Origin of the sequence: Pseudofulvibacter geojedonensis (genome assembly GCF_042675745.1) — a bacterium.
Classification (GTDB): domain Bacteria; phylum Bacteroidota; class Bacteroidia; order Flavobacteriales; family Flavobacteriaceae; genus Pseudofulvibacter; species Pseudofulvibacter geojedonensis.
Genome location: NZ_JBHTJM010000009.1, coordinates 293803 through 318713, shown reverse-complemented (window position 1 = coordinate 318713; position 24911 = coordinate 293803). Strand labels below are relative to the sequence as shown.

The following is a 24911-nucleotide window of genomic DNA, read 5'->3' as shown; positions in this document are numbered from 1 at the left end:
AAGTAAAATCAGTTATTTGTTGTTTAGGAAATATTAAACAATTGATTTAGTGGATTTTGCAAGTAAATGACATGTAAATGAGGTAAGAATGATTGTAACTTGATACAAAAAAATTTAAGTATCCTAGATAGTTTTGTTGCTTAATTCAAAAACGAACAGAAATTAAGTAACATGAAAAACAAATTATTAAAAATTGGCCTTGCAGTTCTATCATTAATTTTTATTTGGGTAATATATACCGTTTTAAAACCTGAACCCAAAACAATTGGAGATTTAATGGAGAGCTATGAAAATCCAGGTTTAAAAATTAAGATTAGAAGTCCGTTTAGTGGTACAGTGTTAGTTGCTAAAAATGACAAAATTATTTTTAAAAAAGCCTATGGTAAGGCAAACAGAAAAACTAATGAGTTAAATAAGGTAGATACTAAATATGGTATAGGTTCTGTTACCAAGCAATTTACATCAATGCTTGTTATGCAATTAGTTGAAGATGGGAAAATTAAACTTCACGATACTATAGGTAATTATTTACCTTACTTGCCAAAGGATAAAGCAAATCATATAACAATACATCAATTATTGGCTCATACATCTGGATTAGGTCATTATAATTCCCTTCAAGCAATTGGAGTTGATTTATCAGATTTTGGTAAAACTAAGTATACACCTAAAACATTGGTAGAACTTATTGGTAAAACTCATTTGATTGATAAACCTGGAAACCGTTTTTACTATAGCAGTTTGGGTTATGATTTATTAGGTGCAATTTTAGAAGAAGTTTCAGGGGAATCTTTTGCGGAATTATTAAACGAAAAAATAGTAACTCCTTTAAAATTAAAAAATACAGGATTTGCCAGTAATCAGTTTGTTGAAAAAGAATTAGCCAAAGGGTATAGCTATAGAGAAGTTTACGGTTGGGATTGGTGGACATCTGAACATGGTGGAGAAATAAGCAAAGCACCTTTTAGAGATCAATCTACTGCTTATGCCGCAGGAGGAATGTATTCTACAGTAGAAGACTTGTTTATTTGGAGTAAAGCAATAAAAACTCATAAATTATTATCTCCAGAGTTTACAAAAATAATGCTTGAACCTAATAAGGAGGGTTATGGTTATGGATGGGTAAGAAATTGGGACGATATTTTAGAAAAAAACATTCATGTAAGGTTATATGGTCATGGAGGCGCTTTAGCAGGAAATAGTGCTTATATTGGATTATATGATGACCAAACAACAATTATATATTTAGCAAATAGAAACAACTTAAAAGCTGAAGAAATTTTACATCAAATACACCTAAGAGCTAATGGTTTGAAAGATGAATTTAAATTAAAAGGCTATCCAAACAGGAGTTCTTATGATAAGTTTATAAAAGCTGGAGGTATGTATGCTTTAAAAGATTACTTCAATAGGCTTTCAAAGTATAGTGGTTATAGAGTGAATCCTTCTAATAGTACTATGAGGGGTGTAATGAAAATTCATCTAGAGGCTGATAAAGTAAAAGTAGCAGATAGTTTAAAAAAGATTTTTTTAAATTCCTATAATCCAAATGAAAGAACACTTAATGAATTTGGATATGATTTTCTTTATTCTAAAACACCTAAGTATGCTTTAGATTTTTTTAAAGAAAACACAATACGATTCCCACATTCTCCAAATGCTTGGGATAGTTTAGGTGAAGCATATTTTAATTATAAAGAATATAAAAAAGCAGTTAATTGTTTTAAAAAAGCGGTAGAGTTAGGAGAAAAAGTAAATCATAAATCATTAGAAACATATAGAGAAAACCTTAAAAAAGCTAAAAAATATTGATTTTTAGTCATAAATGTGATTTACTCTAAGTAATAGGTGTAAATCGGAATGCGAATAGTTTCTTCTATCTGGCTTTCTTGAGCTACAATAGCTACAATTTCAACAGCCACATGAATACCGTGTAAGCTATCTGGATTATTAATACCTAAGTATATTAATTCTTGGTTGTTGTTTTTAACCATTACAGTACCCGATTTGTAGTTTTCTCTAGAAGCGCTAATAACGTATTCAAAATCTTCTTTTTCTTTGAATAATTTAGCATTAGATTCTGTCATTACATAAATATCACATATATCAGCACCAGGAGGAGTGGTTAAGTTATTAACGGCTCCTTTTAATGGGTTTTTGCTGTTTATGTATTCTGTTAATTCTCCTGCTAGATTAAAGGTTTTTAAAGTATTATTAATATCATTTTCATTTCTAGAAGCGGTATACCTATAAAACCACTCTTGAGTGTTTTCAGGTAAATAAACTGGCAGAATAATTCTGTTTTTACCTCCTTTTACCAAAGCATTAGATGTACTGTTTAAATAGAATTTATCTGTTTGTATAGCTTGAGGAGTATCTTTAGTTATAGTGGTTAATTGGGTAGTTTTATAACCATAACTCGTACTAACTTTTCGCTCTTTTTGAGCAAGTGTATAACTAAAAATGAATAAACTTAATAATAACAGGTTTGTGCGCATAACAGTAAAGTTTGTCTATAAACAAAACTACATAAAAAAATCCCCTCTGTAAAGAAGGGATTAACTATTATAAATTGGTGCCAAATTTAACTCCAATATAAAAGGTTCTGGGTTGGCTAGGCCCATAAACATAATTAGGATCTCTATCTACACCTTTGTCAAAATCATCTTGATAACTATTAAAAATATTTTTAATACCACTGGTTAATTTTATATCATTTTTATGGTCTAATCTTATAGTATATCCGGTATTAAAACCTACATCTACCATAGTTGGTGTTTCTTCTAATCTAGTTTCTGTTATATATCCTTCTACATGAGGAACATACATTTTTCCGGTTAGAACACTAGATAAGTTAAAGTCCCATTTTTTATTAGGTGTATAGTTTATAAGAGCATTTCCGTATAGTTGTGGCGTTCTTAAAATTTTATTGGTACTAATACCATCCTCCGGTTCAAAATAATTTTCATAATAACTATTTTGAGCTGTACCACCTAATTGAATGCTGTATTTTGGGTTAGGACTGTATTTAACTTCTATGTTTATACCGTTTACAGTAGCTCGGTCTCCATTTATTTTTTCTTTTAGTAGCAACCCATTTCCATCTACACCTCTATCTTCATAAACAAAAGGGTTGTTAATTCTAGTAAAGAAACCTTCTAGAGTAGCTAAAAACTGATGATCATCATGTTTATGAGAGTATTCTAATGAACCAATAAAACTATGAGATTTTTCTTCTTTTAAATTATCTGCTAGAGCAACATTTCTAATTTCTCCTGTAATAATTTCTGAATGAACATCTTCAGAGAAAAATTGAGGGGCTCTAAAACCTTGAGAATACCCAGACCTAAAACTTAAATCTTTAGTAATGTTATACAAAACACTTACTCTAGGGTTTAAGATAAATAAAGATTTATTTCTAAAGTTAGATTCAAAATACTCTCCTCTAACACCAGTAAGAACTTTTAAATTTTTTCTAATTTTCCAATCGGCTTGAGTAAAAATACCTAATGTGTTGGTTTCTTGTTTAAAGAAGTCAACTAAAGCATTTCTTCTATCTTCTGTAATTTTGTTAAAGTTGTATTCAACTCCAGAGGTAAGCTTCATGCTACCACCAATAAATTCATTGACTTTGTAACTATGCTGAAATCCAGAAAGGAAAGTAATATCTTCAGTAATTCCGTATCCATCTGGATCTTGATTAGCACCATAATAATTGTTAGATAAGGTACTTTGAGTATTACTATATAATGATATTTTGTTTTTTTCGCTAGGCGAATAATACTCATAGGTTAAGCCACCTCCAACTATTCTATTTTTAATTTCCTCGGCTGTTAAGACTTCATGAGCAGGTAAGTCTAACTGATCTCCACCTCTTCTAAACTCTTGTAGCGTAGTAAATTCTGCGGTTAGTTTTTTTCTGTCATTAAAATTATAAAAAGACTTAAGTCCAAAATTAATATTATTCAATTTAGGTAATTCAGAAAAACCATCATTATTTGCATCATAATTTTTTCTATGGCGGTACATACCGTAAAATGTAATTCCTTTGTTTAAGTCTTTAGATACATTGGTGCTGTTAAAGCTCAAAACACTTTCTGGTGCTTTTCCATCTATCCAATTTAATTTACTATTAACCTGATAGCCGTTTTGTTCAGGATCTTTAGTAATAATATTAATTGTTCCAGCAATTGCATTGGCACCAAAAATAGCCGATCCACCACCACGAGTTACTTCAATTTGTTCGATCATGTTAGATGGAATTTGCTCTAAACCATAAATACCGTTTAAAGAACTAAAAATAGGTCTACTATTAACTAGTATTTGTGAGTATGCACCGTCTAATCCGTTAATTCTAATTTGCGAAAATCCACAGTTTTGACAATTTGTTTCTGTTCGTAAACCAGGCTGAAATGTAAGTCCGTCTATTAAAGAAGTGGCATTGATTTGTTCTAGATCTTTAGCACTTGTAACTGTAACTAAAACAGGTGCTTCTTTTCTGTTTAATGAGGTTTTTGTAGCAGAAATTACCACTTGGTCTAAACCTAAAACATCTTCTTTTAAATCGAAGTTATAGGTTGATGGTCCATCTATATGGATGCTCTTTTTTTCTATAGAGTAGCCTATAGCTTGAGCTACTAAAATATAATCTCCGTGATTGACACTTAATGAATAATTTCCATTTTCATCTGTAATTACCCCGATTGAAGTTCCTTGTAAATATACATTAACATAAGCTAAAGGTTTATTTAAAGAGGTAATTGTTCCTTTTATTTGATGTTTTTTACTTGAATCATGTTGAGCAAAAGAAATGCTAAAAATGAGTGCAAAAAGAATACATAAAAAATACTTTGACATTGATTTGTGGCTTAAAAATTTACGCAAAACTAATAAAATTTTTAGACAAGACTAAAAATTAAAACAAAATAAATCTAAAAATAGTGTTATATTTGTCTAAAATATAAATGTTTATTACATAAAACACCTTGATTTTTAATGGTATAGTGGGTGGTGGAATAACATTTAAAAAAAAACAGTATAACTTACAATGTTATCAAAGTCAGAAGAAAACTATTTAAAGGCAATGTTTCATTTAAGTGCTCAATACTCAAAAGGTATTAGTACAAATGCAATTGCAAAACAATTGGAAACCAAGGCTTCATCTGTAACCGATATGGTTAAAAAACTAGCAGATAAAGAATTGGTGTTATATAAAAAGTATCAGGGAGTAACCTTAACCAAACAAGGAGAAAAAATAGCCGTAAATATTATACGTAAGCATCGCTTGTGGGAAGTATTGTTAGTAGAGAAGCTTAATTTTAATTGGGATGAGGTGCATGAAGTAGCCGAACAATTAGAGCATATTCAATCTGAGAAATTAATAGATGAGTTAGATGAGTTTTTAGGTTTCCCAAAAAGAGATCCTCATGGAGATCCTATTCCAGATAAAGATGGGAATATTAATTTTCAAGAAAAAGTTTTACTATCAACCCTTAATTCAGAAGCTTCAGCTATTTGCGTAGGAGTAAAAGATACTTCTTCTGAGTTTTTAAAATATTTAGACAAACAAGGAATTGCTTTAGGAAAGGAAATGAAAGTATTAGAAAAGGAGAAGTTTGATAATTCTATGCGAATAGAAATGGAAGAGAAGGAATATGTTATTTCATTTCAAATAGCTAATAATATTTATGTTAAGAATTTATAAGATGAAAAATTTGCTAATAGCATTGCTAAGTATTTTGGTTTTATTTTCTTGTAAAAAAGAAGAAAAGAAGAAAGGCATTAATGCTAAATTAAAAGTTGTAGCTACAACTTCTCAAGTAACCAATTTGTTAAATGAAGTAGCAGGAGATTTAATAGAACTTGAGGGTTTAATGGGCGCAGGAATAGATCCGCATTTGTATAAAGCTAGTGAAGGAGATGTTACTAAGTTTTTTAATGCAGATGTTATCTTTTATAATGGTTTGCATTTAGAAGGTAAACTAGACGATGTATTTAATAATATGCGTAAGCAAGGCAAAAAAACCATAGCTATTGCTAATGCAGTAGAAAAGTCGAAACTAATTTCTTCTGCTGATTTTAGCTCTAGTTATGATCCGCATTTTTGGTTTGCTATAGCTAATTGGATAAAAGCAACAAATTACGTTGTTGAACAGCTAAGTATTTTAGATGCTAAAAATGCTGAGGCTTATAAACATAACGGACAGGAATATATTGCCAAGCTAAAAGTTTTACAAAAAGACCTGTTATTACAAGCAAATGAGTTAGTAAAAGAAAAAAGAGTATTGGTAACGGCTCATGATGCCTTTGCTTATTTTGGAGATGCTTTTGATTTTGAAGTGGTAAGCTTACAAGGCTTGTCTACAGCTACAGAAGCGGGTGTACAAGATGTGCAAAAAATAGCACAAGTAATAATAGATAAAAATGTAAAAGCAATTTTTATAGAAAGTTCAGTGCCTGTAAGGACTGTAGAGGCTTTACAAGCTGCTGTAAAGTCTAAAGGACACGAAGTAAAAATTGGAGGTACGTTATTTTCTGATGCTTTAGGTAATCCAGATACTAAAGAGGGAACATATACCGGGATGTATAGGTACAATATGAATACAATAGTGAATGCCTTAAAGTAGTATGAGCGATAAAGTGGCCATAACCATAGACGATTTAACGGTTGCGTATAACTACAAGCCAGTTTTATGGGATATCGATTTAACGATACCAGAAGGAGTTTTAATGGCTATAGTTGGGCCTAATGGTGCAGGAAAATCAACACTTATAAAGTCTATTTTAGGCATTATAAAACCGATTGCTGGAACGATATCTATTTACGGGAAATCGTATAAAAAACAGCGTTCTTTAGTAGCGTATGTTCCTCAGAAAGGAAGTGTAGATTGGGATTTTCCTACTACAGCTTTAGATGTAGTTTTAATGGGAACTTATGGTAAGTTAGGTTGGATTAAAAGACCGGGTAAAAAAGAGAAAAAAGCTGCTTTAGAAGCTTTAGAAATGGTAGGTATGTTACCATTTAAAAACAGACAAATAAGTCAGTTGTCGGGGGGGCAACAGCAGCGTATTTTTTTGGCAAGAGCATTGGTCCAAAATGCAGAAATTTACTTTATGGATGAACCTTTTCAAGGGGTAGATGCTACTACAGAAAAGGCAATTATTAAAATTCTTAAAAACTTAAGAAAAGCAGGAAAAACAGTTATTGTTGTACATCATGATTTACAAACAGTACCCGAGTATTTTGATTGGGTTACGTTTTTAAATGTAAAGAAAATAGCCACGGGCCCTGTTAAAGATATTTTTAACGACGATAACTTAATTAAAACATACGGTATTAATTATCAAGTTAGTATTCAGGGGTAGGAATGAGTATTCAAGAATACATAGAATTACTGTTTTCAGATTATACCTTAAGAACAATTACTATAGGTACGGCAATATTAGGTGCTGTATGCGGTATGATGGGTAGTTTTGCGGTTTTAAGAAAGCAAAGCCTTTTAGGGGATGCTATTTCTCATGCAGCGTTACCAGGAATAGCTTTGGCTTTTTTAATTAGTGGTACTAAAGATAATTCAGCTTTACTCATTGGAGCTTTGATTAGTGGTTTGTTAGGAGCGTTTTGGATTAAAAACATTATTTCTAAAACACACTTAAAGTCAGATACTGCTTTAGGCTTAATACTATCAGTTTTTTTTGGTGTGGGAATGTTGTTGTTAACTTACATACAAAAACAACCCAATGCTAATCAGGCAGGTTTAGAAGATTACCTTTTCGGTCAAGCAGCTACTTTGTTAGAGAAAGATGTTTGGTTTATGGTATGGGTAACAAGTATTTGCTTACTTATATTATTAGTGTTCTGGAAAGAGTTTAAATTGTTACTGTTTGATGCAGACTACATTCAAACATTAGGGTTTAATATTAAGTTGTTAGACACTTTAATAACATCTTTTATTGTTATAGCTATTATTTTAGGATTACAAACTGTTGGAGTAGTTTTAATGAGTGCTATGATTTTAGCACCTGCAGCCGCCGCTAGGCAATGGACTAATAAACTATGGGTAATGGTTGTATTGGCTGCTTTTATTGGAGCTTTTTCAGGAGTTATAGGTACAGGAATTAGTGCTACTCAACCCAATTTGTCTACGGGGCCATTAATAGTTTTGGTTGCTTCGGTTTTTGTGTTTATATCGTTTGTTTTTTCTCCTATTAGAGGTTTGTTGTTTAGAGAGATTAGATTTTGGAATAACAGAAACGATTTAAAGCTGCATAAAACATTATCTTTTATGTATGATATAGCTAAAACCCACGAAGATATTACTCACCCTCATACCATTAAAATCCTTAATAACTTTCAAGGTTTTACTAAGAAATCACTAAAAAAATTAGAGAATCAAAATCTAATAAAAGTGTCGGGTAATAACTGGTCTTTAACAACAGAAGGCTTTGATGTAGCAAAGAACTTGTATAACCAAAACGTGTTAGAAAATGACTAGTGTTCAGTTAGAAATACAATTAATTGCTAGTTTAGTTGCTATAGCATGTGCTATACCAGGAGTGTTTTTGGTTTTAAGACGAATGGCTTTAATAACAGATGCTATTAGTCATGCAATTTTACCTGGAATTGTAGTAGGTTTTTTGATTACTCATGATATATCTTCTCCCATCTTAATTTTATTAGCAGCTTTAACAGGAGTACTGACAGTAATGTTAGTAGCTTTTATACAAAAAACTGGCTTGGTAAAAGAAGATACTGCTATTGGTTTAGTGTTTCCAGCTTTGTTTAGTTTGGGAGTTATTTTAATTGCTCAAAACGCTAACGATGTTCATTTAGATATAGACGCTGTATTGTTAGGTGAATTGGCTTTTGCACCATTTGATAGATTAATGATAGGAGGAGTAGATTATGGGCCGAAATCACTTTGGGTAATAGGGTCTATTTTATTAGTTACTTTAGGTTTATTACTAGCCTTTTTTAAAGAGTTAAAGGTGAGTACTTTTGACGTTGGTTTGGCATCAGCGTTAGGGTTTTCTCCAGTAATAATTCATTACGGATTAATGACGATGTCTTCAATTACTATAGTTGGTGCTTTTGATGCTGTAGGAGCCATATTGGTTATAGCTTTAATGATAGCGCCAGCAGCAACTGCTTATTTACTGACAAAAGACTTAAAGAAGATGTTAGTATTGTCAATACTATTTGGTGTGTTTGCTGCTATAACTGGTTATTGGTTAGCACATAGTTTAGATGCTTCTATAGCAGGTTCTATTACTACAGTATTAGGTGTAATATTCTTACTAGTATTTTTAGTAGCTCCAAAGACTGGAATTCTATCAGTTTTATATAAGCAAAAACAACAAAAAATAGAGGTGATGTTGTTAACATTTCTATTGCACTTAAAGAATCATACAGAAGAAGAGGAAAGACATGTTAATCATTTAACAGAGCATATCAATTGGCAACAAGTTAAGGCAGAAGAAGTATTGAGTTTAGCTTTGAAAAATAATATGATTAGTGTAAATAATAATGTAGTTTCTTTAACTAAAAAAGGAAATAAGTTTACTACTAGTGCTATTGATTATATAACCGATAATAAAGGCGAAGCTATAGAAGAAATGAAAGATGATTTCTTTTTGTTTAGAGGGTAGTTTATTAAGTTACAAACTAATTTCTTAAACGTATTTTTTATTATAAAATTAAATTATGTTAAGAAAAAATTTGTGGGTTAAAAGATTTTATTATCTTTGAATCATCTAAAGAAAAGTTTTTTTCATATAAGTAAAACCACTGATTAAAAACCGAGCTGAAAAGCTCGGTTTTTTTAGTTTTTATACTTGTGGTTTTTTGTCGTGAACCTTTGTGTGTTCACCATTATTCCATAATGTTAAAATATCTGTAGCTACTTGTGCTCCGCTACCGCAAGCAATAGCAAACTGACTTCTCCATCCGGCTAATGTTCCGGCTACATATAAGTTTTCATCTACTAAATGTAAATGATTTTTTAACTGAATACGTTCTTTTCCTGGTTTAGCCATTTGATGAGCTTCCAGATATTCTTCCAATCCTTCAATGGTAAAAGGTTTGGCGTAACCCGTAGCTATAACAAGTGCTTTAGTAGCATAAGTGTTTTTATTACTGATTACTTCAAAGTAAGCACCAGTTTTTTTAATTTCGAGGATTTTTTCTCCTGCTATTTGCTCAACTTTAGGGTACAATTCAGCTAGTTGATGAGTTCCCGCTTTTAATAGGTCTTCTCCCAGTGTGCCAGGTTGCAATCCAAGAACATTATTAAATAAAGCATTTTGTAAATGAGAAGAACGCTGATGGGCAATTAAACCTACTTTTTTATTTATGGCAAAAGGTTTTTCTAGAGCAGAACCTATTACCAAGGCGCAAGACATACCAGCAGCTCCGGCACCAATAATTAATACATCGTACATGTTATTGTTTTGATTTTTTTTCAATAATTTTTGATATATTGAAAATCAATAAAATAATAATTACAATTAGTCCAGAAACAACACCAATTAAAGCAACGGTGCTATCGTCTTCTAGAGGTTTTTCAAAACTAATTTTTGTAATATTAACTATAATTAAAGCCAATGCCACTAAACAGCCAATTATGCTTGCAATTTTCATAATGAAATTTTAATTAATAAAATATATTTTTAATACCGGTAGTAAATAGTTTAACCGCGATAGCCAAAAGAATAATTCCGAATATTTTTTCAATTATAGCTATTCCTCCTGTTCCTAGCTTTTTTTCAAACCAACCACTCATTTTTAAAACTAAAAAGACAATAGCAATGTTAATTACTATTGCAATAGAAATGTTTATTGAAGCGTACTCGGCACGCAGAGATAAAATAGATGTCATACTACCTGCTCCAGCAATCATTGGAAAGGCTAAAGGTACAATAGAAGCGGTTTTTACCATGTTTTCATCTTGTTTAAAAAGACTAATTCCTAAAACCATTTCTAAAGCCATAAAAAACAAAATAAAAGCTCCAGCTATTGCAAATGAACCTACATCTATACCAATAAAACCTAGTATTTTTTCACCAACAAATAAAAATAACAACATGATACCTCCGGCAACTAAAGAAGCTTTTCCGCTTTCAATTTTTCCGCCAGCGTTGGCTTTCAGCTTTACTACTATTGGTAAAGATCCAATAATATCTATAACTGCAAATAAAATCATACTTGCTTTAGCTATTTCTAAAAAATTTATATTCATGAGATAAAATTTTGTGCAAAATTAGTCTTTATAAGTTATATAAAGTTAAATAAAATTTAAAAGAAGTATTTTTGTAGCATTAATTAATGTGAAAGATGTTCCAGATAGGTAAAACAATTGTTTCAGAAGATATAATAGAGAAAGACTTTGTATGTAATTTAAGTGCTTGCAAAGGAGAATGCTGCGTGGCAGGTGAAGCAGGAGCACCTTTAGATAAAGATGAGGTAGAGATATTGAATGATATTTATGATAAAGTAAAACCTTATTTAAGACCTGAAGGTATTAAAGCTATTGAAGAGCAAGGAACTTCTATAAAAACACCTCAAGGTGATTTGGAAACAACATTAGTAAATGGAGCAGAATGCGCTTATGTAATTTTTGATGAAAAAGAAACTGCCTTGTGCGGCATTGAAGCTGCTTATAATGATGGTAAAGTAGACTGGAAAAAACCTATTTCTTGTCATTTGTACCCAGTTAGAGTACAAAACTACAGTTCTTTTGCTGCAGTAAATTATCATAGATGGCCTATTTGTGATGATGCGTGTTCTTTGGGAAAAGAATTGCAGGTACCTGTATATAAATTTCTTAAAGAATCATTGACTAGGAAGTTTGGTAAAGAATGGTATGATGAGTTGAATTTAATTGCTCAAAACCATCCTAGAAAATTATAGTCTTAACAAATGTAAATAGCCTTTGTTTTTCACTTGCGATCGATAAAAGGAGGTTATAATCCGTTAAAAATCAGTATTTTCTGATACTTTTCTCTTAACTCTAGTAAAACCAGCTAATTAACAAAAATGTTAAAAACTTGTTGAAAAGCTATTGCCTTTTTTTTTCAATTTAATCGATCATTTTCCAATCTTTGTTCTAGTCAAAAACAAGAAATTTAGTTTTAGGGATTAAATTTTTTGATGTGTTTCGAAAAACAATTGAAACATTGGGGTTAAGATTTTAAATCAAGTCACACAAGAAATAAGTATTAATTAAGCCTGTTATTTCAGCATAAAAATTGTTTTATGTTGTTGGTGTATAACGAGGCCTAGAATAAGACTTCTTTTGCAAAAGAAATGAGCGTGTGGTTTAAATCCCAAATTTTAAAGTAATAATAACCTGTTTTTAAAAATATAATTAATGAATAATACGTTATGTATTGTTTATAAAGTTTGGACTCTTATAGTTAAATAATGATGGAGATTACACAAATAATAAAGAGAGATTATGAAACTAGTGAATTTGTTTTAAACAAAATTACTAACGCCATAGAAAAGGCAATGATGTCTGTGAATATAGGAACTAGAGAAGATGCTGAAACTATTTCTCAGAATGTTTACAAGTCATTATTAGAAACAAAATCTAAGGAGCCACTTTATATACCAACTGTAGAGCAGGTACAAGATATTGTTGAAGATAAGTTAATGGAAAGTGCTTTTACTAATGTAGCCAAAGCATATATCTTATATAGAAACGAGCAAGCTAGAAAAAGAAAGACTAATATTTTTGAAAAGCGTTTAAATCTTAAACCTTTTGAATACCCACAGCTTTATGAATATGTTGATGCTATTAGGCATTCGTACTGGATACATACAGAGTTTAATTACACAAGCGATATTCAAGATTTTAAAACAGGCTTGAATGAGGTAGAGAAAAATGCCATAAAAAACACCATGTTGGCTATTTCTCAAATAGAAGTAGCAGTTAAGACTTTCTGGGGAGATGTATATCATAAAATGCCTAAGCCAGAAATCGGTTCTGTAGGTGCAACTTTTGCAGAAAGTGAAGTTCGCCACCACGATGCATACTCACATTTGTTAGAAATACTTGGTTTAAACAACGAGTTTAAAAGCTTGAAGAAAAAACCAGTAATCATGAGGCGTGTTAACTATTTAGAAACGGCTCTTAAAAATGTAAAAAGTGAAGATAATAAGGAGTTTGCAGAGTCAATTTTATTATTCTCTTTATTTATAGAGCATGTATCGTTGTTTTCTCAGTTCTTAATTATTATGGCTTTTAATAAATATAAGAATGTGTTAAAAGGAATTTCAAATGTAGTAGAAGCTACTTCTAAAGAAGAACAAATACACGGTGATTTTGGTATTGATATTATCAAAATTATAAAAGCAGAGAATCCAGATTGGTTTGATACAGAGCATATTCAGCTAACTCAAGATTTATGTAAGAAAGCCTATGAAGCAGAGAGTAAGATTATAGACTGGATTTTTGAAGAAGGAGAATTAGACTTCTTACCAAAAGCAGTAATAAACGAATTTATTAAAAACCGTTTTAATAAATCATTAGAAAGCATTGATATAGAAAAAGTTTTTGAAGTAGATGAAACGCTATTAGAAAAAACAGAATGGTTTGATGATGAAATCATTGGAACCAAGCACGGGGATTTCTTTGTAAAAAGATCTATAGCATACACCAAGAGAAGTAAAAGTATAACGCACGACGACCTATTTTAATTATGAACAACAAAGTATTGACTAGCCAAGATCAAAAATTATCTGAAAAAGAAGCATTAGTACAAGCAAGAAAAGCCGCTTTACAAGCTGAAAAGGTTGCAAATCAGCCAAAAATTGAATGGTTAACAGAAAACAGCCGTAAATTTTTAGAGTCTGGATATTTAACTGATGGAGTTACTCCTGAAGGAAGAATAAGAGAGATAGCAGAAAATGCAGAGAAAATTTTAAAAATAGATGGTTTTGCCGATAAGTTTTACGGGTATATGGCTGCGGGTTATTTCTCGTTAGCATCTCCGGTATGGTCTAATTTTGGTAAGAAAAGAGGGTTGCCTATTAGTTGTTTCGGATCGCATATTGCCGACGATATGGGAGATATTTTATTCTCTCAGTCAGAAGTAGGTATGATGTCTAAATTAGGTGGTGGTACGTCTGGTTATTTCGGGAAATTACGTCATAGAGGTGCTCCTGTTAAGAATAACGGAAAGTCTTCAGGTTCTGTGCATATCATGCAATTATTTGAAAAAATGGTTGATGTAGTAAGTCAAGGATCTGTGCGAAGAGGTCGTTTCTCTCCGTATTTACCAATAGATCATCCAGATGTAAAAGAATTTTTAGAGATAGGTACAGAAGGAAACCCAATACAAGAGTTAACGCATGGTGTAACTGTTAGTAACAAGTGGATGGAAGAAATGCGTGATGGAGATGTTGAAAAGCGTTCTATTTGGGCTAAAGTATTGCAATCTAGATCAGAAATAGGATATCCGTATATATTGTTTAGAGACAACGCTAATAATAATGCGGCAGATGTTTACAAGGATAAAAACTTAGAGATTTATGCGAGTAACTTGTGTACAGAAATTATGTTGCCATCTAATGACGATTGGTCTTTCGTATGTTGTTTGTCTTCTATTAACTTATTGCATTATGATAAGTGGAAAGATACAGATGCTGTAGAGACATTAACATATTTCTTAGATGCAGTAATGGAGGAGTTCATTACTAAATTAGAAGTCTATAAAGATTCTACAGACCGTGATGATATACTTACATTTAAGTTCATGGAGAAAGCTTATAATTTTGCTAAGGCAAATAGAGCTTTAGGTTTAGGAGCTTTAGGATGGCATTCTTTATTACAATCTAAAATGTTGTCGTTTGATAGTGCAGAAGCATTTAATTTAAATTCAGAAGTATTTAGAGTAATAAAAGAAAAGTCTTATAAGGCATCTGAAGAGTTAGCTAAATTATATGGAGAGCCAGAAGTATTAAAAGGTTACGGACGTAGAAATACGACTTTAAATGCAATTGCTCCAACAACATCATCTGCGTTTATTTTAGGACAAGTATCTCAAGGTATCGAGCCTATTTGGTCTAATATTTATGTAAAAGACATAGCTAAGATTAAGACAACTATTAAGAATCCATTTTTAGTTAAGTTGTTAGACGAAAAAGGAAAGAATACTACCGATGTATGGAGAAGTATTCGTGATTATGATGGTTCTGTACAGCATTTAGATTTCTTGTCGGATAACGAAAAAGAGGTGTTTAAAACATATCCTGAAATCGATCAGATGACAATAGTTTATCAGGCAGCTAATAGACAAAATCATATAGATCAAGGTCAGTCTTTAAATTTAATGGTGCATCCAGATATGCCAACTAAAGACTTAAATAATATATATATGACTGCTTGGAAGTTAGGTGTTAAATCATTGTACTACCAACACAGTATGAATGCTGCTCAGAAATTTAAGCAGAAAAAAGAATGTACTAGCTGCGAAGGTTAATACATTATAAAATACCCAAGTTTATTACCCATAAACTCAAGCCACCATTTAAGTTCTTATATGGTGGTTTTTTTTATTTTTGATTTATGGAAAATAAATACAAAGTAAAAGAACAGGTTTGGGCAACTAAAGGTAAAAGATTTTTAAATTTCATAATTGATAGAATTGTAGTTTATGCAATTGTTTTTGGCTTATCATTTTTATTAGGAGTTATATTAAATGTTACGGGTAATTATGAGTTATTAGACTCTATAGCCAATATGAACGGATTTATAGATAGCTTAATAACTTTAACATTTTATGTGACTTATTTTATTGTAATAGAATCCAAGTATCAAGTTTCTGTTGGAAAGTTATTAACTGGAAGTGTTATTGTTGATGAGTATGGAGAAAAACCAACTACGAGTAGTATAATTAAAAGAAGTTTTAGTAGATTAATACCTTTTGATGCTTTTTCTTTTTTAGGAGAAAATTCATATGGTTGGCATGATTCTTTATCTAGTACATATGTGGTCGATAAAAAATTACTAGAAGAGAAAAAAATACTATTTGATGACTTAAATAAAATAGGTCAAGAATAAAAAAAGAGCGCTTATCTTAGCGCTCTTTTTTTATGTATTTTTCGTTTGTTTAATGATCTCTATAAGCTTCTAATAAATTCATAGTAGCTTTAATTAAATCTTTAGTTTCTAATAATAAACTAAAATACAGAGTTGTGTTTTTAGGACTATCTTCTTCGTTTCTTGTTCGCTCTACTTGTTTTTTAATTTTGCTGTTTAGTTCATCAAGTAAAAGTCTTTTTTCGTTAAGAATACCGTCTATGTTTTCAAAATCAAGTTCAGAGAAAGAACTTTTAATTTTACCAAATAGAACCTTTAAATGCTGTTCTATTTCTTTTAAGTCTTTAATTTGATTAAATCGTAGCTTTAAATGATTGTTGTTAACATGCTTATGACTAGCTTTAGTAATATATTCTAAAGATTGAGACATATCTTGTAAAAAACCAAGAATGGTAATGTAAAAGTTACTTGCTCCAACACTAGATTCATCTAGGTTTTTAATAAAGTAGAAAATATTTCCTTTAAGCTCTTCAATATCATCGCTAAGCTTTACAACATTTTTCTTATTCTTTTTTAGTACTGTTAAGTCTTGTTTCGCTAGCCCATCAATAGTACTAGTGTATATTTTGGCAGTTCTGCTTACTACAGCTCTAATGTTATCTGCGCTTTCTTCTATAACACCTTGTATAGAACTACTTTCTGCTTTCATTAAAGCATCTTCTTCTTTACCTGCTAAAGCTTTTTTACGATGGTTAATGGTGTTTCTAACAAGTAGAATAACTGTTAATAAAAGTAAAACAGGTACCATTACTTCTACATTCATATTAATTAGAAATGCCACTAGTGCAGCTGCTGTAAAAGCACATATAGCTGTTAAGAACCAACCACCTACTACATTTAAAACCCCTGCAACTCTATACACAGCACTTTCTGCTCCCCATGCTCTATCTGCTAAAGACGAACCCATTGCAACCATAAAAGTAACATAAGTGGTAGATAATGGTAGCTTGTAAGATGTAGCTATAGATATTAATATACCAGCAACCATAAGGTTTACAGCAGCTCTTACCATATCGAATGCCGGAAGCTCATGCTTTTTACCCTTAGCTAATGTAATAACTGGTTTTTTAAATTGTAATTCAATTTTATTTTTTGCAGAATTTGGTAGAATGTTGTTGTATACTCTAGCAACTGCTGAGGCAGAACGAACAATAGATCTTGATAAGAAGTTAGGTTGAAAACGTTCTTGTGTAGCTTCTTGACTAGATAAGTCTATAGACGTTTTTACAACATTTTTAGCTTTACTAGAAAACCATAAAGTTGCAACCATAATCATACCAGCAATAAATAATAATATGTTATTAGTAGGAACTTTTTCGCTTAAACCTGCTAGAGAAAATTCATTAGCAGGAAGTCCAGAATCAATCCATAACGAATAAAAATCCCATCCAGCAATTGGTACACCAATAAAGTTTACAAGATCATTACCTGCAAACGCCAATGCTAAAGAAAATGTACCTACTATAATAATGAATCGGTATATGTTTTGTTTTAAAAGATGTATTAAAGCGTATGAGAACAGTGTCCAAAAAACTAAACTAATACCTATAATAGGAAGTACATATATTTCTAATAATCCTCTAAGAGTTAGTTGAACATTAGCAGTGTTTTCTTCTATAGATATTTTTAAGAAGTCTTTCTTTTCTTGAATAAGTTCTTCAATCGTTTTAAAGCTGGTATTTAAAAATGAATTAGCCCAGTCTAACAATTCATTTGTTGAGCCATTGTATAATACATCTACAACGCTTTTTGCGTAGTTAGTACCCTTTATTCCTTTTATTAAAATAAAGTAAGCTATAGAAGTTAAAGCAATACCTCCAAAAATAGCACCAACCCATTTAGCTTTTTTATTATAATTAAAGGTTAATAATAGCCTAGATATATATTGTACTAATGCTCCAACACTAAAAGCAATTACAACAGATAATAATATTCCAGTAATAATTTCAGTTGCCTTGTCAGTATTTATATAATTGAAAATATCTGAAACTGTTTGATCATTATCAGCCCCAATTTTAATTAATGATACACAAACGGCAGCTCCTAGTAATTCAAATACTATAGAAACTGTAGTAGAAGTTGGCATTCCTAGTGTATTGAATACATCTAATAATAATATGTCTGTAATCATGACTGCCATAAATATTATCATGATTTCATTGAACATAAATTGATCAGGATCGAAAATACCTTTTCTGGCTACTTCCATCATTCCACTAGAAAATATTGCTCCACAAGCAATACCTATACTAGCAACAATCATAATAGTTTTAAAAGAAATAGCTTTAGAACCGATTGCAGAATTTAAAAAGTTAACGGCGTCATTACTCACACCAACAATTAAATCAGCAATAGCTAAAAAAGCCAAAGCTACTATCATAATTATATATATATCTCCCATAGTCTTATATAGTAAATACCAACATGCAAATTTGAACTATATTTTTTTCTAGTATGTTACCTTAATGTTATGAAATGCTTTTATTCTAACTTTTATAAAGTATATTAAGTCAACTATAGGTTAATAATAAGCGCAATGTTAATTTTAATGAAATATGTAAGTTGTTGAAAATCAACATAAAAAATGTTTTCAATGTTAAGTTTCACCTCTAATGTTAAGAAATTGTTACCAAAACATTTGGAAAAGGTAAATTATACTGTATATTTGTAATATAAATGTTAAGAAAAGTTTTTAAAAAAAATATAGATTATGAAAAAGTTATTAGTTGTTTTAGTGTTCATGATAGGAGCAATAGGTTTTGCTCAAGATAGAAATGTAGAAATAGTTCAGAAAGGTGATATTTATGAAGCTGTTTACTACCATGTTAATGGTGAGATTGCTCAAACAGGATTTTTCAATGCAGAAGGGAAGTTACACGGAACTTGGAAAAGTTTTGACGCTAATGGAAACAAAGTTGCTATGGGTAACTATGAAAATGGTAAGAAAACAGGTAAATGGATGTTTTGGAATGCTGATAAATTAACAGAAGTTGATTATAAGAACTTTAAAGTAGAAAAAGTTAATGAGTGGAAAAACAAAACTCAGTTAGCTATTAGAGACTAATTTCTTTAATTATACAACATAAAAAGGCTTACCATTTGGTAAGCCTTTTACTTTTTATGACTAATTGTTAATTATAAACCAACTGCCCAGTTAGCTCCCCAAGTAGCAACATCGGTAGCTGTTCCGTTTCCATCTCCAGAAATAAAATCTGCATCAGTAAAAGTTTCACCAGTATCATTTTTTACTTTTAAAGTTACGTCTGTAAAAGTTATATTAGTTACTTGTAAATCATCACTAATTACACCAGCTCCAGTTGGGTTGTCTCCATTGTCTCCATCTAAATCAAACCCTTCAGCAAATCCTTCTATAGTTACGTTAGTAAAGATTCCTTGAGTTCCTGCTCTTAAACGAACAGCTTCATTACTATTTGAAGAACCTGTACCAACAATAGTTAAGTTGTTTACTGTAGGTTTAGAGAAAAATATTGGGCTAGAGTTGTTTCCTATATCAGTATTGTATCCGTCAGCCTCAATTCCTTTATCGTGATCTACACCGTGCTTAATGTATACATCTGTTAAAGTTCCTGAGTAACCTTCTGTCCAATCTACAGAATCATCTTGTGAGTTAACAACGATTACATTGCTAGCATTTACAGTTCCACCAAAGAACTCAATTCCGTCATCTTTACCTTCATAAACTTGAACATATTCAACAGTAGTTCCATTTCCAACACCGTAGAAAGAAATACCATTGTTTTCAGTTTGCCCATCTGCAGAACCACCTGAATATTCAACACGTACATAACGTAAAGTACCAGAGTTATCATCACTATCTGAACCTCCATATGGTAAACCACCAATTTCAGAAGTAGAAGTTCCAGCTCCAGCAACAGAGTTAATAGGAGCATCTCCTAATAAAATTAAACCTCCCCAATCTCCTGCTGCAGGAGAAGTAGCGTTAGATGTGAATACAATTGGGTTAGTAGCTGTACCATTTGCCATTATTTGAGCACCTTCAGAAATAGCTATATAAACATCTGAACCAGAAGCCAAAGCTTTAATAGTCATACCAGCTGGTATAGTTAAAGTAGTACCAGAAGCCATAATTAATGACCCATTAATTACATATTCTGTATTGGCATCTAAAGTTAAATCTGAAGTGTAAGTACCAGAGATAAAAGTTGCATTAGTACTAGAACCATTACCTTGTACATTAATAGTAATATCTGCAGTGTCATCTGTACTACAAGAAACCACTAATAAAGCTGATAAAATTAAACCGAATAAAAAGTTACGTTTCATTTTTTTAAAGATTAATTGTTGTTGTTTAATAGATTGTTTTGTTGTTTAAAATTTGTATTTGAATTGTAATCCAATATTGATTCCTCTTTTATATTCAGAAAGTGTTACGTCTCCACCTTCGGCAGGAACATCTTCTCGAATAATTTTTATACTAGGATCAAGTAAGTTTTTAGCGCTGAAATTTAATTCTGCATTTTCACCGATTTTATTCTTTAAAACAAAATCTAAAGAAGCAAACCCTTTTTCAACTTTGTTAGAGATACTTCCAGCTCCTAAAGAGTAAATACGATCTGAGAAGTAAGTGAAAATCAAGTTGGCCATTGGCTTATAATTTCCGAAAGTAGGCTTATAGCTAATGTCTGAATTTACGATGAATGGAGAAGCTCCTTGAAGCTGATCGCTTGATCTATCAAAACTTACAGAGTAAGTACCGTTAGAAGCTTTTAAATCTTGTTTAGTATGCATATAAGTAGCATTTAAACCTGCAGTTAACTTAGCGTCTTCTTCACTGTCTCTTAATAAAATTTTTCTAACATCTAATTCAACTCCAAAAATATCTGCTTTGTCACCAGTTCTAAAATAACGCTCAGTACCAGTAGCATCAATTGCAGTAACTAAGTTTATTGGATCATGAATTTGTTTTGCAAAACCAGCTAACGATAATAACTCTCCTTTATTAAAGAACCATTCGTACTTAACATCAAAGTTGAAAACTTTAGAAGTAGTAGAGCCTAAATCACTGTTTATTAAATCTGGGTTACCACCAATTCTATCGGTTACTCCTACATATACAAAAGGAGCAATCTCTTTAAACTCTGGAAGAGAAGCAGTTTTACTAAATGCAAAACGTAAGTTAGCGTCATCAGATAATTTGTACTTGGCGTTTAAACTCGGTAAGAATAAAGTCTCGTTCATGTTTACAACTCCAGGATCTGTTGCAGATACGTTTATTACATCGTAAGTAGTTTCTAAATCAATACTTTCTAGTCTTACACCGGGAACGATTAATAATTTTTCATTTACATTAATGTCTGCAGAAATATAACCTGCTAATACGTTTAGGTTTCCTTTGTAAGTATTCTCTACTAAACCAGGTAAGTTGGTTTGACCTACACCATTTTCTGGGCTAATAGCATTGATAACATAAGTATTGTATAGTACACCTTGATTAGCCATATTAAATATAGAGTTCAAGTTGTTAACATCTGTAACCTCTAAGCTTGTATCGATTATTTCATAACCGTAACGGCTATTTTGGAAATTACGTTCTTTAGATCTTCCGTTTAAACCAAGGTTTATAGTAACTTCTTCAGATGTTTTATAGCTTGCTCTTAAATAGCTTGTAAACTCTGTGTCATCTACTTTTTGAAAATAACGTTGGTTGTCAAAGGCGTTATTAGTAAAGAATACTGGGTTAGTATTAGGATTGTCATCTAAAGCAAAATGATAATCTTCTAAACTAATCCTTTTTCTATCTGGTTGGTTCGCAAATACATTATTAATTCCAATACCCCAATCAATGTCTAATTTGTCATTAATTTTATGCTCACCTAATAATTGATTTACAAAAATCTTGTCTTGATTAAATTGAACATTCATTTGGTAGAAACCTCTTTCTTCTCCAGATTGAGAATCCCAGTTAAATCCTTGTCCACCAGATCCATAATATCCTACTTCGTCAGAAGAACTATTTATGAATAATGAGTTGAATTTAAATTTAATTTTATCGGTAGCTTTATAAGTTAAGTTTAACATAGCATTAGTAGTAGTGCTATATTCATACTCTTCAGCCTGTGGAAACAATTTAGTGTAAGTACCTGCGTAATTTGCAGTTAATCCTTTTCTGTATCTGTAATCGTTTTCAAAGCCAGCAGTAATGAAGAAGCTTAAACGAGAGTTGTTTTCAAAATCAAAAGATTTACCACCTACTAAGCTAATACCACTATTAATTGGAGATCCAGCTTCTACTGGGTCTACACCATGAGACATAACAACAGAATAAGGGTTGTGCTCATATCTTGTGTAGAAACCTAAAGATCCTGTTCCGTCACTTTTCACAAAGTTTTTACCAATTGCGTTTGTGTTAAAACCAGTATTTACAGATGCGTCAAAGAACCCTTTTCCGGTATATTCTTTAGAAACAATATCTACATTACCAGCAGCAAAGTCACCATATAATTTGGAGTTAAACGCTTTACTAACGGCTACATTTTTAATAACATCTGAAGAGAATAAATTCAAATCAATGTTTTTGTTTTCTATTTTGTTAGAAGGTAAAGAAAGACCATTTAAAGTTGTATTTAAATAACGGTCGCCTAAACCACGTACGTAAACACTACTAGAACCCTCTTGTTTAGAAACTCCAGATATCTTTGCTACTGCTCCAGCAGCATCGCTAATTCCTTTATTAGACATTTCTTGTGCACCGATAGCTTGCTTAATGCTAGTAGCTTTTTGCTGAGCTAAATCTAAAGCATTTTGAGATTCTCTATTAACATTTCCTGTTAAAACTATTTCTTCTAGCGCATCGGCTGCTGCCTTAAGAGTTTTGTTAATTTCTTTCTTTTCTCCTTCAGCTAAAGTAATCGTCTCAACTATTGTTCCGTATCCTACATAACTAAATTCTAAGATATACGTTCCAGCTGCTAATTCTAGGCTATATATACCATCGAAATCTGTTTGAGCACCAGTGGTTGTTCCTTGTACAACAACAGTAGCTCCAAACATTGGATCATTGTTCATTTCTCCATCTAATATTTTTCCTGTTACCTGAGCTTTATCTTGTGCAAAGGCCATATTAGCTAAAAGGAAAATAAATAAGAAAAACTGTTTCATTTTTTTGTGATTATAATTTTGTGCAAATAAAGCGCCATTACCTAAGAAATTGGTTAACCCTTTGTGATGTTTGTGTTATTGAAATGTAAATCTAAATTGAGCTAAAGTTAATTTAATGTTAACAGTAAGGAGGAAAGGTGTGATAAGTTACTGATAATACGAATTCATAGCTATTTTGATATGTTAACAAATGGTAAGGTTAAAGATGATTTAATTTATAATGCATTATTTTTTGTTGCAGCAATCTTTTAAATATCTTGCATTTCTTAAAGTCAGAATTTATGAATTGGGATCAACTCTTATCACTAAAGCGTTTTGGTGATGTTAATAAAAGATTACGTAGCGAGCAAAATGAAACACGTTTAGGGTTTGAGGTAGATTATGATAGGATTATCTTTTCTGAAGCATTTAGGTCTTTGCAAGATAAAACTCAAGTTATACCACTATCTAAAACCGATTTTGTTCATACAAGGTTAACACATAGTTTAGAAGTTTCTGTGGTAGGTAGATCTTTAGGAAGAATTGTTGGCCAGCAAATTTTAGATAAGCACCCTCATTTGGCACATGATTTAGGTTATAAACCTAATGATTTTGGAGCTATAGTTGCCGCAGCAGCTTTGGCGCATGATATAGGAAATCCTCCTTTTGGACATTCAGGAGAGAAAGCCATAGGTGAGTTTTTTAAAAATGGAGTAGGAAAAGACTATAAAAATAGTTTAACGGCTAAGGAGTATCAAGATTTAATAGATTTTGAAGGTAATGCCAATGGTTTACATATTGTTTCTAGTTCTAAGCCAGGCCAAGAAGGCGGATTACGTTTGTCTTATGCTACAATAGGGGCTTTTATGAAATACCCTAAAGAGTCGTTGCCTAAAAAACCAACAAAACAGATTGCAGATAAAAAGTATGGCTTTTTTCAAGCCGATAAAAGTTTTTTTCTGGAAGTTGCAAGAGAATTAGAGCTTAAGCAAACCAGAGAAGGAGAAAATATAAGCTTTGCTAGACATCCTTTAACTTTTTTAGTAGAAGCAGCTGATGATATTTGTTATACTATTATAGATTTTGAAGATGGAATAAACCTCGGTTTAATAGAAGAAGAGTTTGCTTTAGAGTATTTAATTAATTTAGTAAAAGATACTATTGATATAGATAAATATAAAGCATTGCATACTACTAAAACTAGAGTGGCTTATTTAAGGGCTCTAGCTATTAATACTTTAATAACAGAGGCTGCTAATGTTTTTATGGCTAATGAGGCTGCAATATTAAACGGTAAATATTATAATGCATTAATAGATAAATGCAAATACGAATCGCAGATTAATGATATTATTAAAATTAGTATATCTAAAATTTACGAAAGTAAAGAGGTAATAGAAAAGGAAATAGCCGGTTATCAGGTTATAGCTAGACTTTTAAAAGTATATACCACAGCAATTAATAATCAATTTAATAATTGTTTGTCTAATTATGATAAGTTGATTTTAAAAACACTACCTAACATTGAAGGATTTAAAAGTGATAGTCTTTATATAAGGTTACTTTCTATAAGTAGTTACGTAGCTTCATTAACAGACAGTAAAGCTTTATTGTTTTATAAAAAACAATTGGGGTTAGAATTGTGATATTTAACATAAAATTATGATTTTCAGTATATAAAGCCGATAG

The 24911-nt window shown here is 31.3% G+C and carries 20 protein-coding genes; 12 read left to right on the top strand and 8 right to left on the bottom strand.

Translation table 11 applies throughout. The annotated features are described in order from the left end of the window. Window positions 1-171: 171 nt before the first annotated feature. Window positions 172-1812 carry a serine hydrolase gene (locus tag ACFQ1O_RS11050; RefSeq protein WP_377716079.1) on the top strand — a complete coding sequence of 547 codons (1641 nt, stop codon included), beginning with the start codon at window positions 172-174 and terminating at the stop codon, window positions 1810-1812. 20 nt (window positions 1813-1832) lie between these two features. Here the strand turns inward: ACFQ1O_RS11050 and ACFQ1O_RS11045 are convergent, their stop codons facing one another. Together ACFQ1O_RS11045 and ACFQ1O_RS11040 are read right to left on the bottom strand one after the other, a co-directional pair. Further along, window positions 1833-2498, bottom strand: a complete 666-nt coding sequence (locus tag ACFQ1O_RS11045) for a hypothetical protein (protein ID WP_377716078.1) — start codon at window positions 2496-2498, stop codon at window positions 1833-1835. Window positions 2499-2565: 67 nt separating this feature from the next. Continuing rightward, complete coding sequence (locus ACFQ1O_RS11040) at window positions 2566-4857, bottom strand: TonB-dependent receptor (RefSeq protein ID WP_377716077.1); 2292 nt, start codon at window positions 4855-4857, stop codon at window positions 2566-2568. 190 nt (window positions 4858-5047) lie between these two features. On the opposite strand from ACFQ1O_RS11040, the gene ACFQ1O_RS11035 reads away from it, so the two are divergent. The 5 genes from ACFQ1O_RS11035 to ACFQ1O_RS11015 are packed head-to-tail and all read left to right on the top strand — an operon-like array spanning window position 5048 to window position 9648. Continuing rightward, window positions 5048-5704, top strand: a complete 657-nt coding sequence (locus ACFQ1O_RS11035; RefSeq protein ID WP_377716076.1) for a metal-dependent transcriptional regulator — start codon at window positions 5048-5050, stop codon at window positions 5702-5704. Window position 5705: 1 nt separating this feature from the next. Further along, window positions 5706-6626 (top strand): metal ABC transporter solute-binding protein, Zn/Mn family, encoded by a 921-nt coding sequence (locus ACFQ1O_RS11030; RefSeq protein ID WP_377716075.1) that lies wholly within the window; start codon window positions 5706-5708, stop codon window positions 6624-6626. Between the two features lies 1 nt (window position 6627). Beyond that, entirely contained in the window at window positions 6628-7365 is a 738-nt protein-coding gene (locus tag ACFQ1O_RS11025) for a metal ABC transporter ATP-binding protein (RefSeq protein WP_377716074.1), read from the top strand. 2 nt (window positions 7366-7367) lie between these two features. Further along, on the top strand, window positions 7368-8495 hold the full coding sequence (locus ACFQ1O_RS11020) for an iron chelate uptake ABC transporter family permease subunit (RefSeq protein ID WP_377716073.1): 1128 nt from the start codon (window positions 7368-7370) through the stop codon (window positions 8493-8495). Beyond that, on the top strand, window positions 8488-9648 hold the full coding sequence (locus ACFQ1O_RS11015) for a metal ABC transporter permease (protein WP_377716072.1): 1161 nt from the start codon (window positions 8488-8490) through the stop codon (window positions 9646-9648). The genes ACFQ1O_RS11020 and ACFQ1O_RS11015 overlap by 8 nt, the downstream gene beginning before the upstream one ends. 180 nt (window positions 9649-9828) lie before the next feature. Here the strand turns inward: ACFQ1O_RS11015 and ACFQ1O_RS11010 are convergent, their stop codons facing one another. From ACFQ1O_RS11010 to ACFQ1O_RS11000, 3 genes are read right to left on the bottom strand one after another with little or no spacing between them, the layout of a single operon-like run. Beyond that, window positions 9829-10440, bottom strand: a complete 612-nt coding sequence (locus tag ACFQ1O_RS11010; protein ID WP_377716249.1) for an FAD-dependent oxidoreductase — start codon at window positions 10438-10440, stop codon at window positions 9829-9831. Between the two features lies 1 nt (window position 10441). After that, window positions 10442-10639: a hypothetical protein gene (locus tag ACFQ1O_RS11005; protein ID WP_377716071.1), complete on the bottom strand. Its 198-nt coding sequence runs from the start codon at window positions 10637-10639 to the stop codon at window positions 10442-10444. A gap of 13 nt (window positions 10640-10652) precedes the next feature. Continuing rightward, the gene (locus ACFQ1O_RS11000; protein ID WP_377716070.1) at window positions 10653-11237 is read right to left on the bottom strand and encodes a MarC family protein; all 585 of its coding nucleotides are present in this window, start codon (window positions 11235-11237) and stop codon (window positions 10653-10655) included. A gap of 95 nt (window positions 11238-11332) precedes the next feature. Between ACFQ1O_RS11000 and ACFQ1O_RS10995 the strand changes: the two genes are divergently transcribed. The 4 genes from ACFQ1O_RS10995 to ACFQ1O_RS10980 all read left to right on the top strand — a co-directional run bounded on the left by ACFQ1O_RS10995 (window position 11333) and on the right by ACFQ1O_RS10980 (window position 16064). Beyond that, on the top strand, window positions 11333-11908 hold the full coding sequence (locus ACFQ1O_RS10995; protein WP_377716069.1) for a DUF3109 family protein: 576 nt from the start codon (window positions 11333-11335) through the stop codon (window positions 11906-11908). A gap of 516 nt (window positions 11909-12424) precedes the next feature. Next, complete coding sequence (locus ACFQ1O_RS10990) at window positions 12425-13699, top strand: ribonucleotide-diphosphate reductase subunit beta (RefSeq protein WP_377716248.1); 1275 nt, start codon at window positions 12425-12427, stop codon at window positions 13697-13699. Between the two features lie 2 nt (window positions 13700-13701). Further along, on the top strand, window positions 13702-15483 hold the full coding sequence (locus tag ACFQ1O_RS10985) for a ribonucleoside-diphosphate reductase subunit alpha (protein WP_377716068.1): 1782 nt from the start codon (window positions 13702-13704) through the stop codon (window positions 15481-15483). Window positions 15484-15569: 86 nt separating this feature from the next. Beyond that, window positions 15570-16064, top strand: coding sequence for an RDD family protein (locus ACFQ1O_RS10980; RefSeq protein ID WP_377716067.1), 495 nt, complete (start codon window positions 15570-15572; stop codon window positions 16062-16064). A gap of 49 nt (window positions 16065-16113) precedes the next feature. On the opposite strand, the gene ACFQ1O_RS10975 is transcribed toward ACFQ1O_RS10980, so the two are convergent. Continuing rightward, on the bottom strand, window positions 16114-18504 hold the full coding sequence (locus ACFQ1O_RS10975; protein ID WP_377716066.1) for an inorganic phosphate transporter: 2391 nt from the start codon (window positions 18502-18504) through the stop codon (window positions 16114-16116). 309 nt (window positions 18505-18813) lie between these two features. Here ACFQ1O_RS10975 and ACFQ1O_RS10970 point away from each other — a divergent pair, with 309 nt between their 5' ends. After that, on the top strand, window positions 18814-19167 hold the full coding sequence (locus ACFQ1O_RS10970) for a toxin-antitoxin system YwqK family antitoxin (RefSeq protein WP_377716065.1): 354 nt from the start codon (window positions 18814-18816) through the stop codon (window positions 19165-19167). Window positions 19168-19238: 71 nt separating this feature from the next. Here the strand turns inward: ACFQ1O_RS10970 and ACFQ1O_RS10965 are convergent, their stop codons facing one another. Continuing rightward, window positions 19239-20408 carry a multidrug transporter gene (locus ACFQ1O_RS10965; RefSeq protein WP_377716064.1) on the bottom strand — a complete coding sequence of 390 codons (1170 nt, stop codon included), beginning with the start codon at window positions 20406-20408 and terminating at the stop codon, window positions 19239-19241. 45 nt (window positions 20409-20453) lie between these two features. Then, entirely contained in the window at window positions 20454-23243 is a 2790-nt protein-coding gene (locus ACFQ1O_RS10960) for a TonB-dependent receptor (protein WP_377716063.1), read from the bottom strand. 281 nt (window positions 23244-23524) lie between these two features. On the opposite strand from ACFQ1O_RS10960, the gene dgt reads away from it, so the two are divergent. Beyond that, complete coding sequence (dgt, locus tag ACFQ1O_RS10955; protein ID WP_377716062.1) at window positions 23525-24868, top strand: dGTP triphosphohydrolase; 1344 nt, start codon at window positions 23525-23527, stop codon at window positions 24866-24868. Window positions 24869-24911 lie beyond the last annotated feature (43 nt).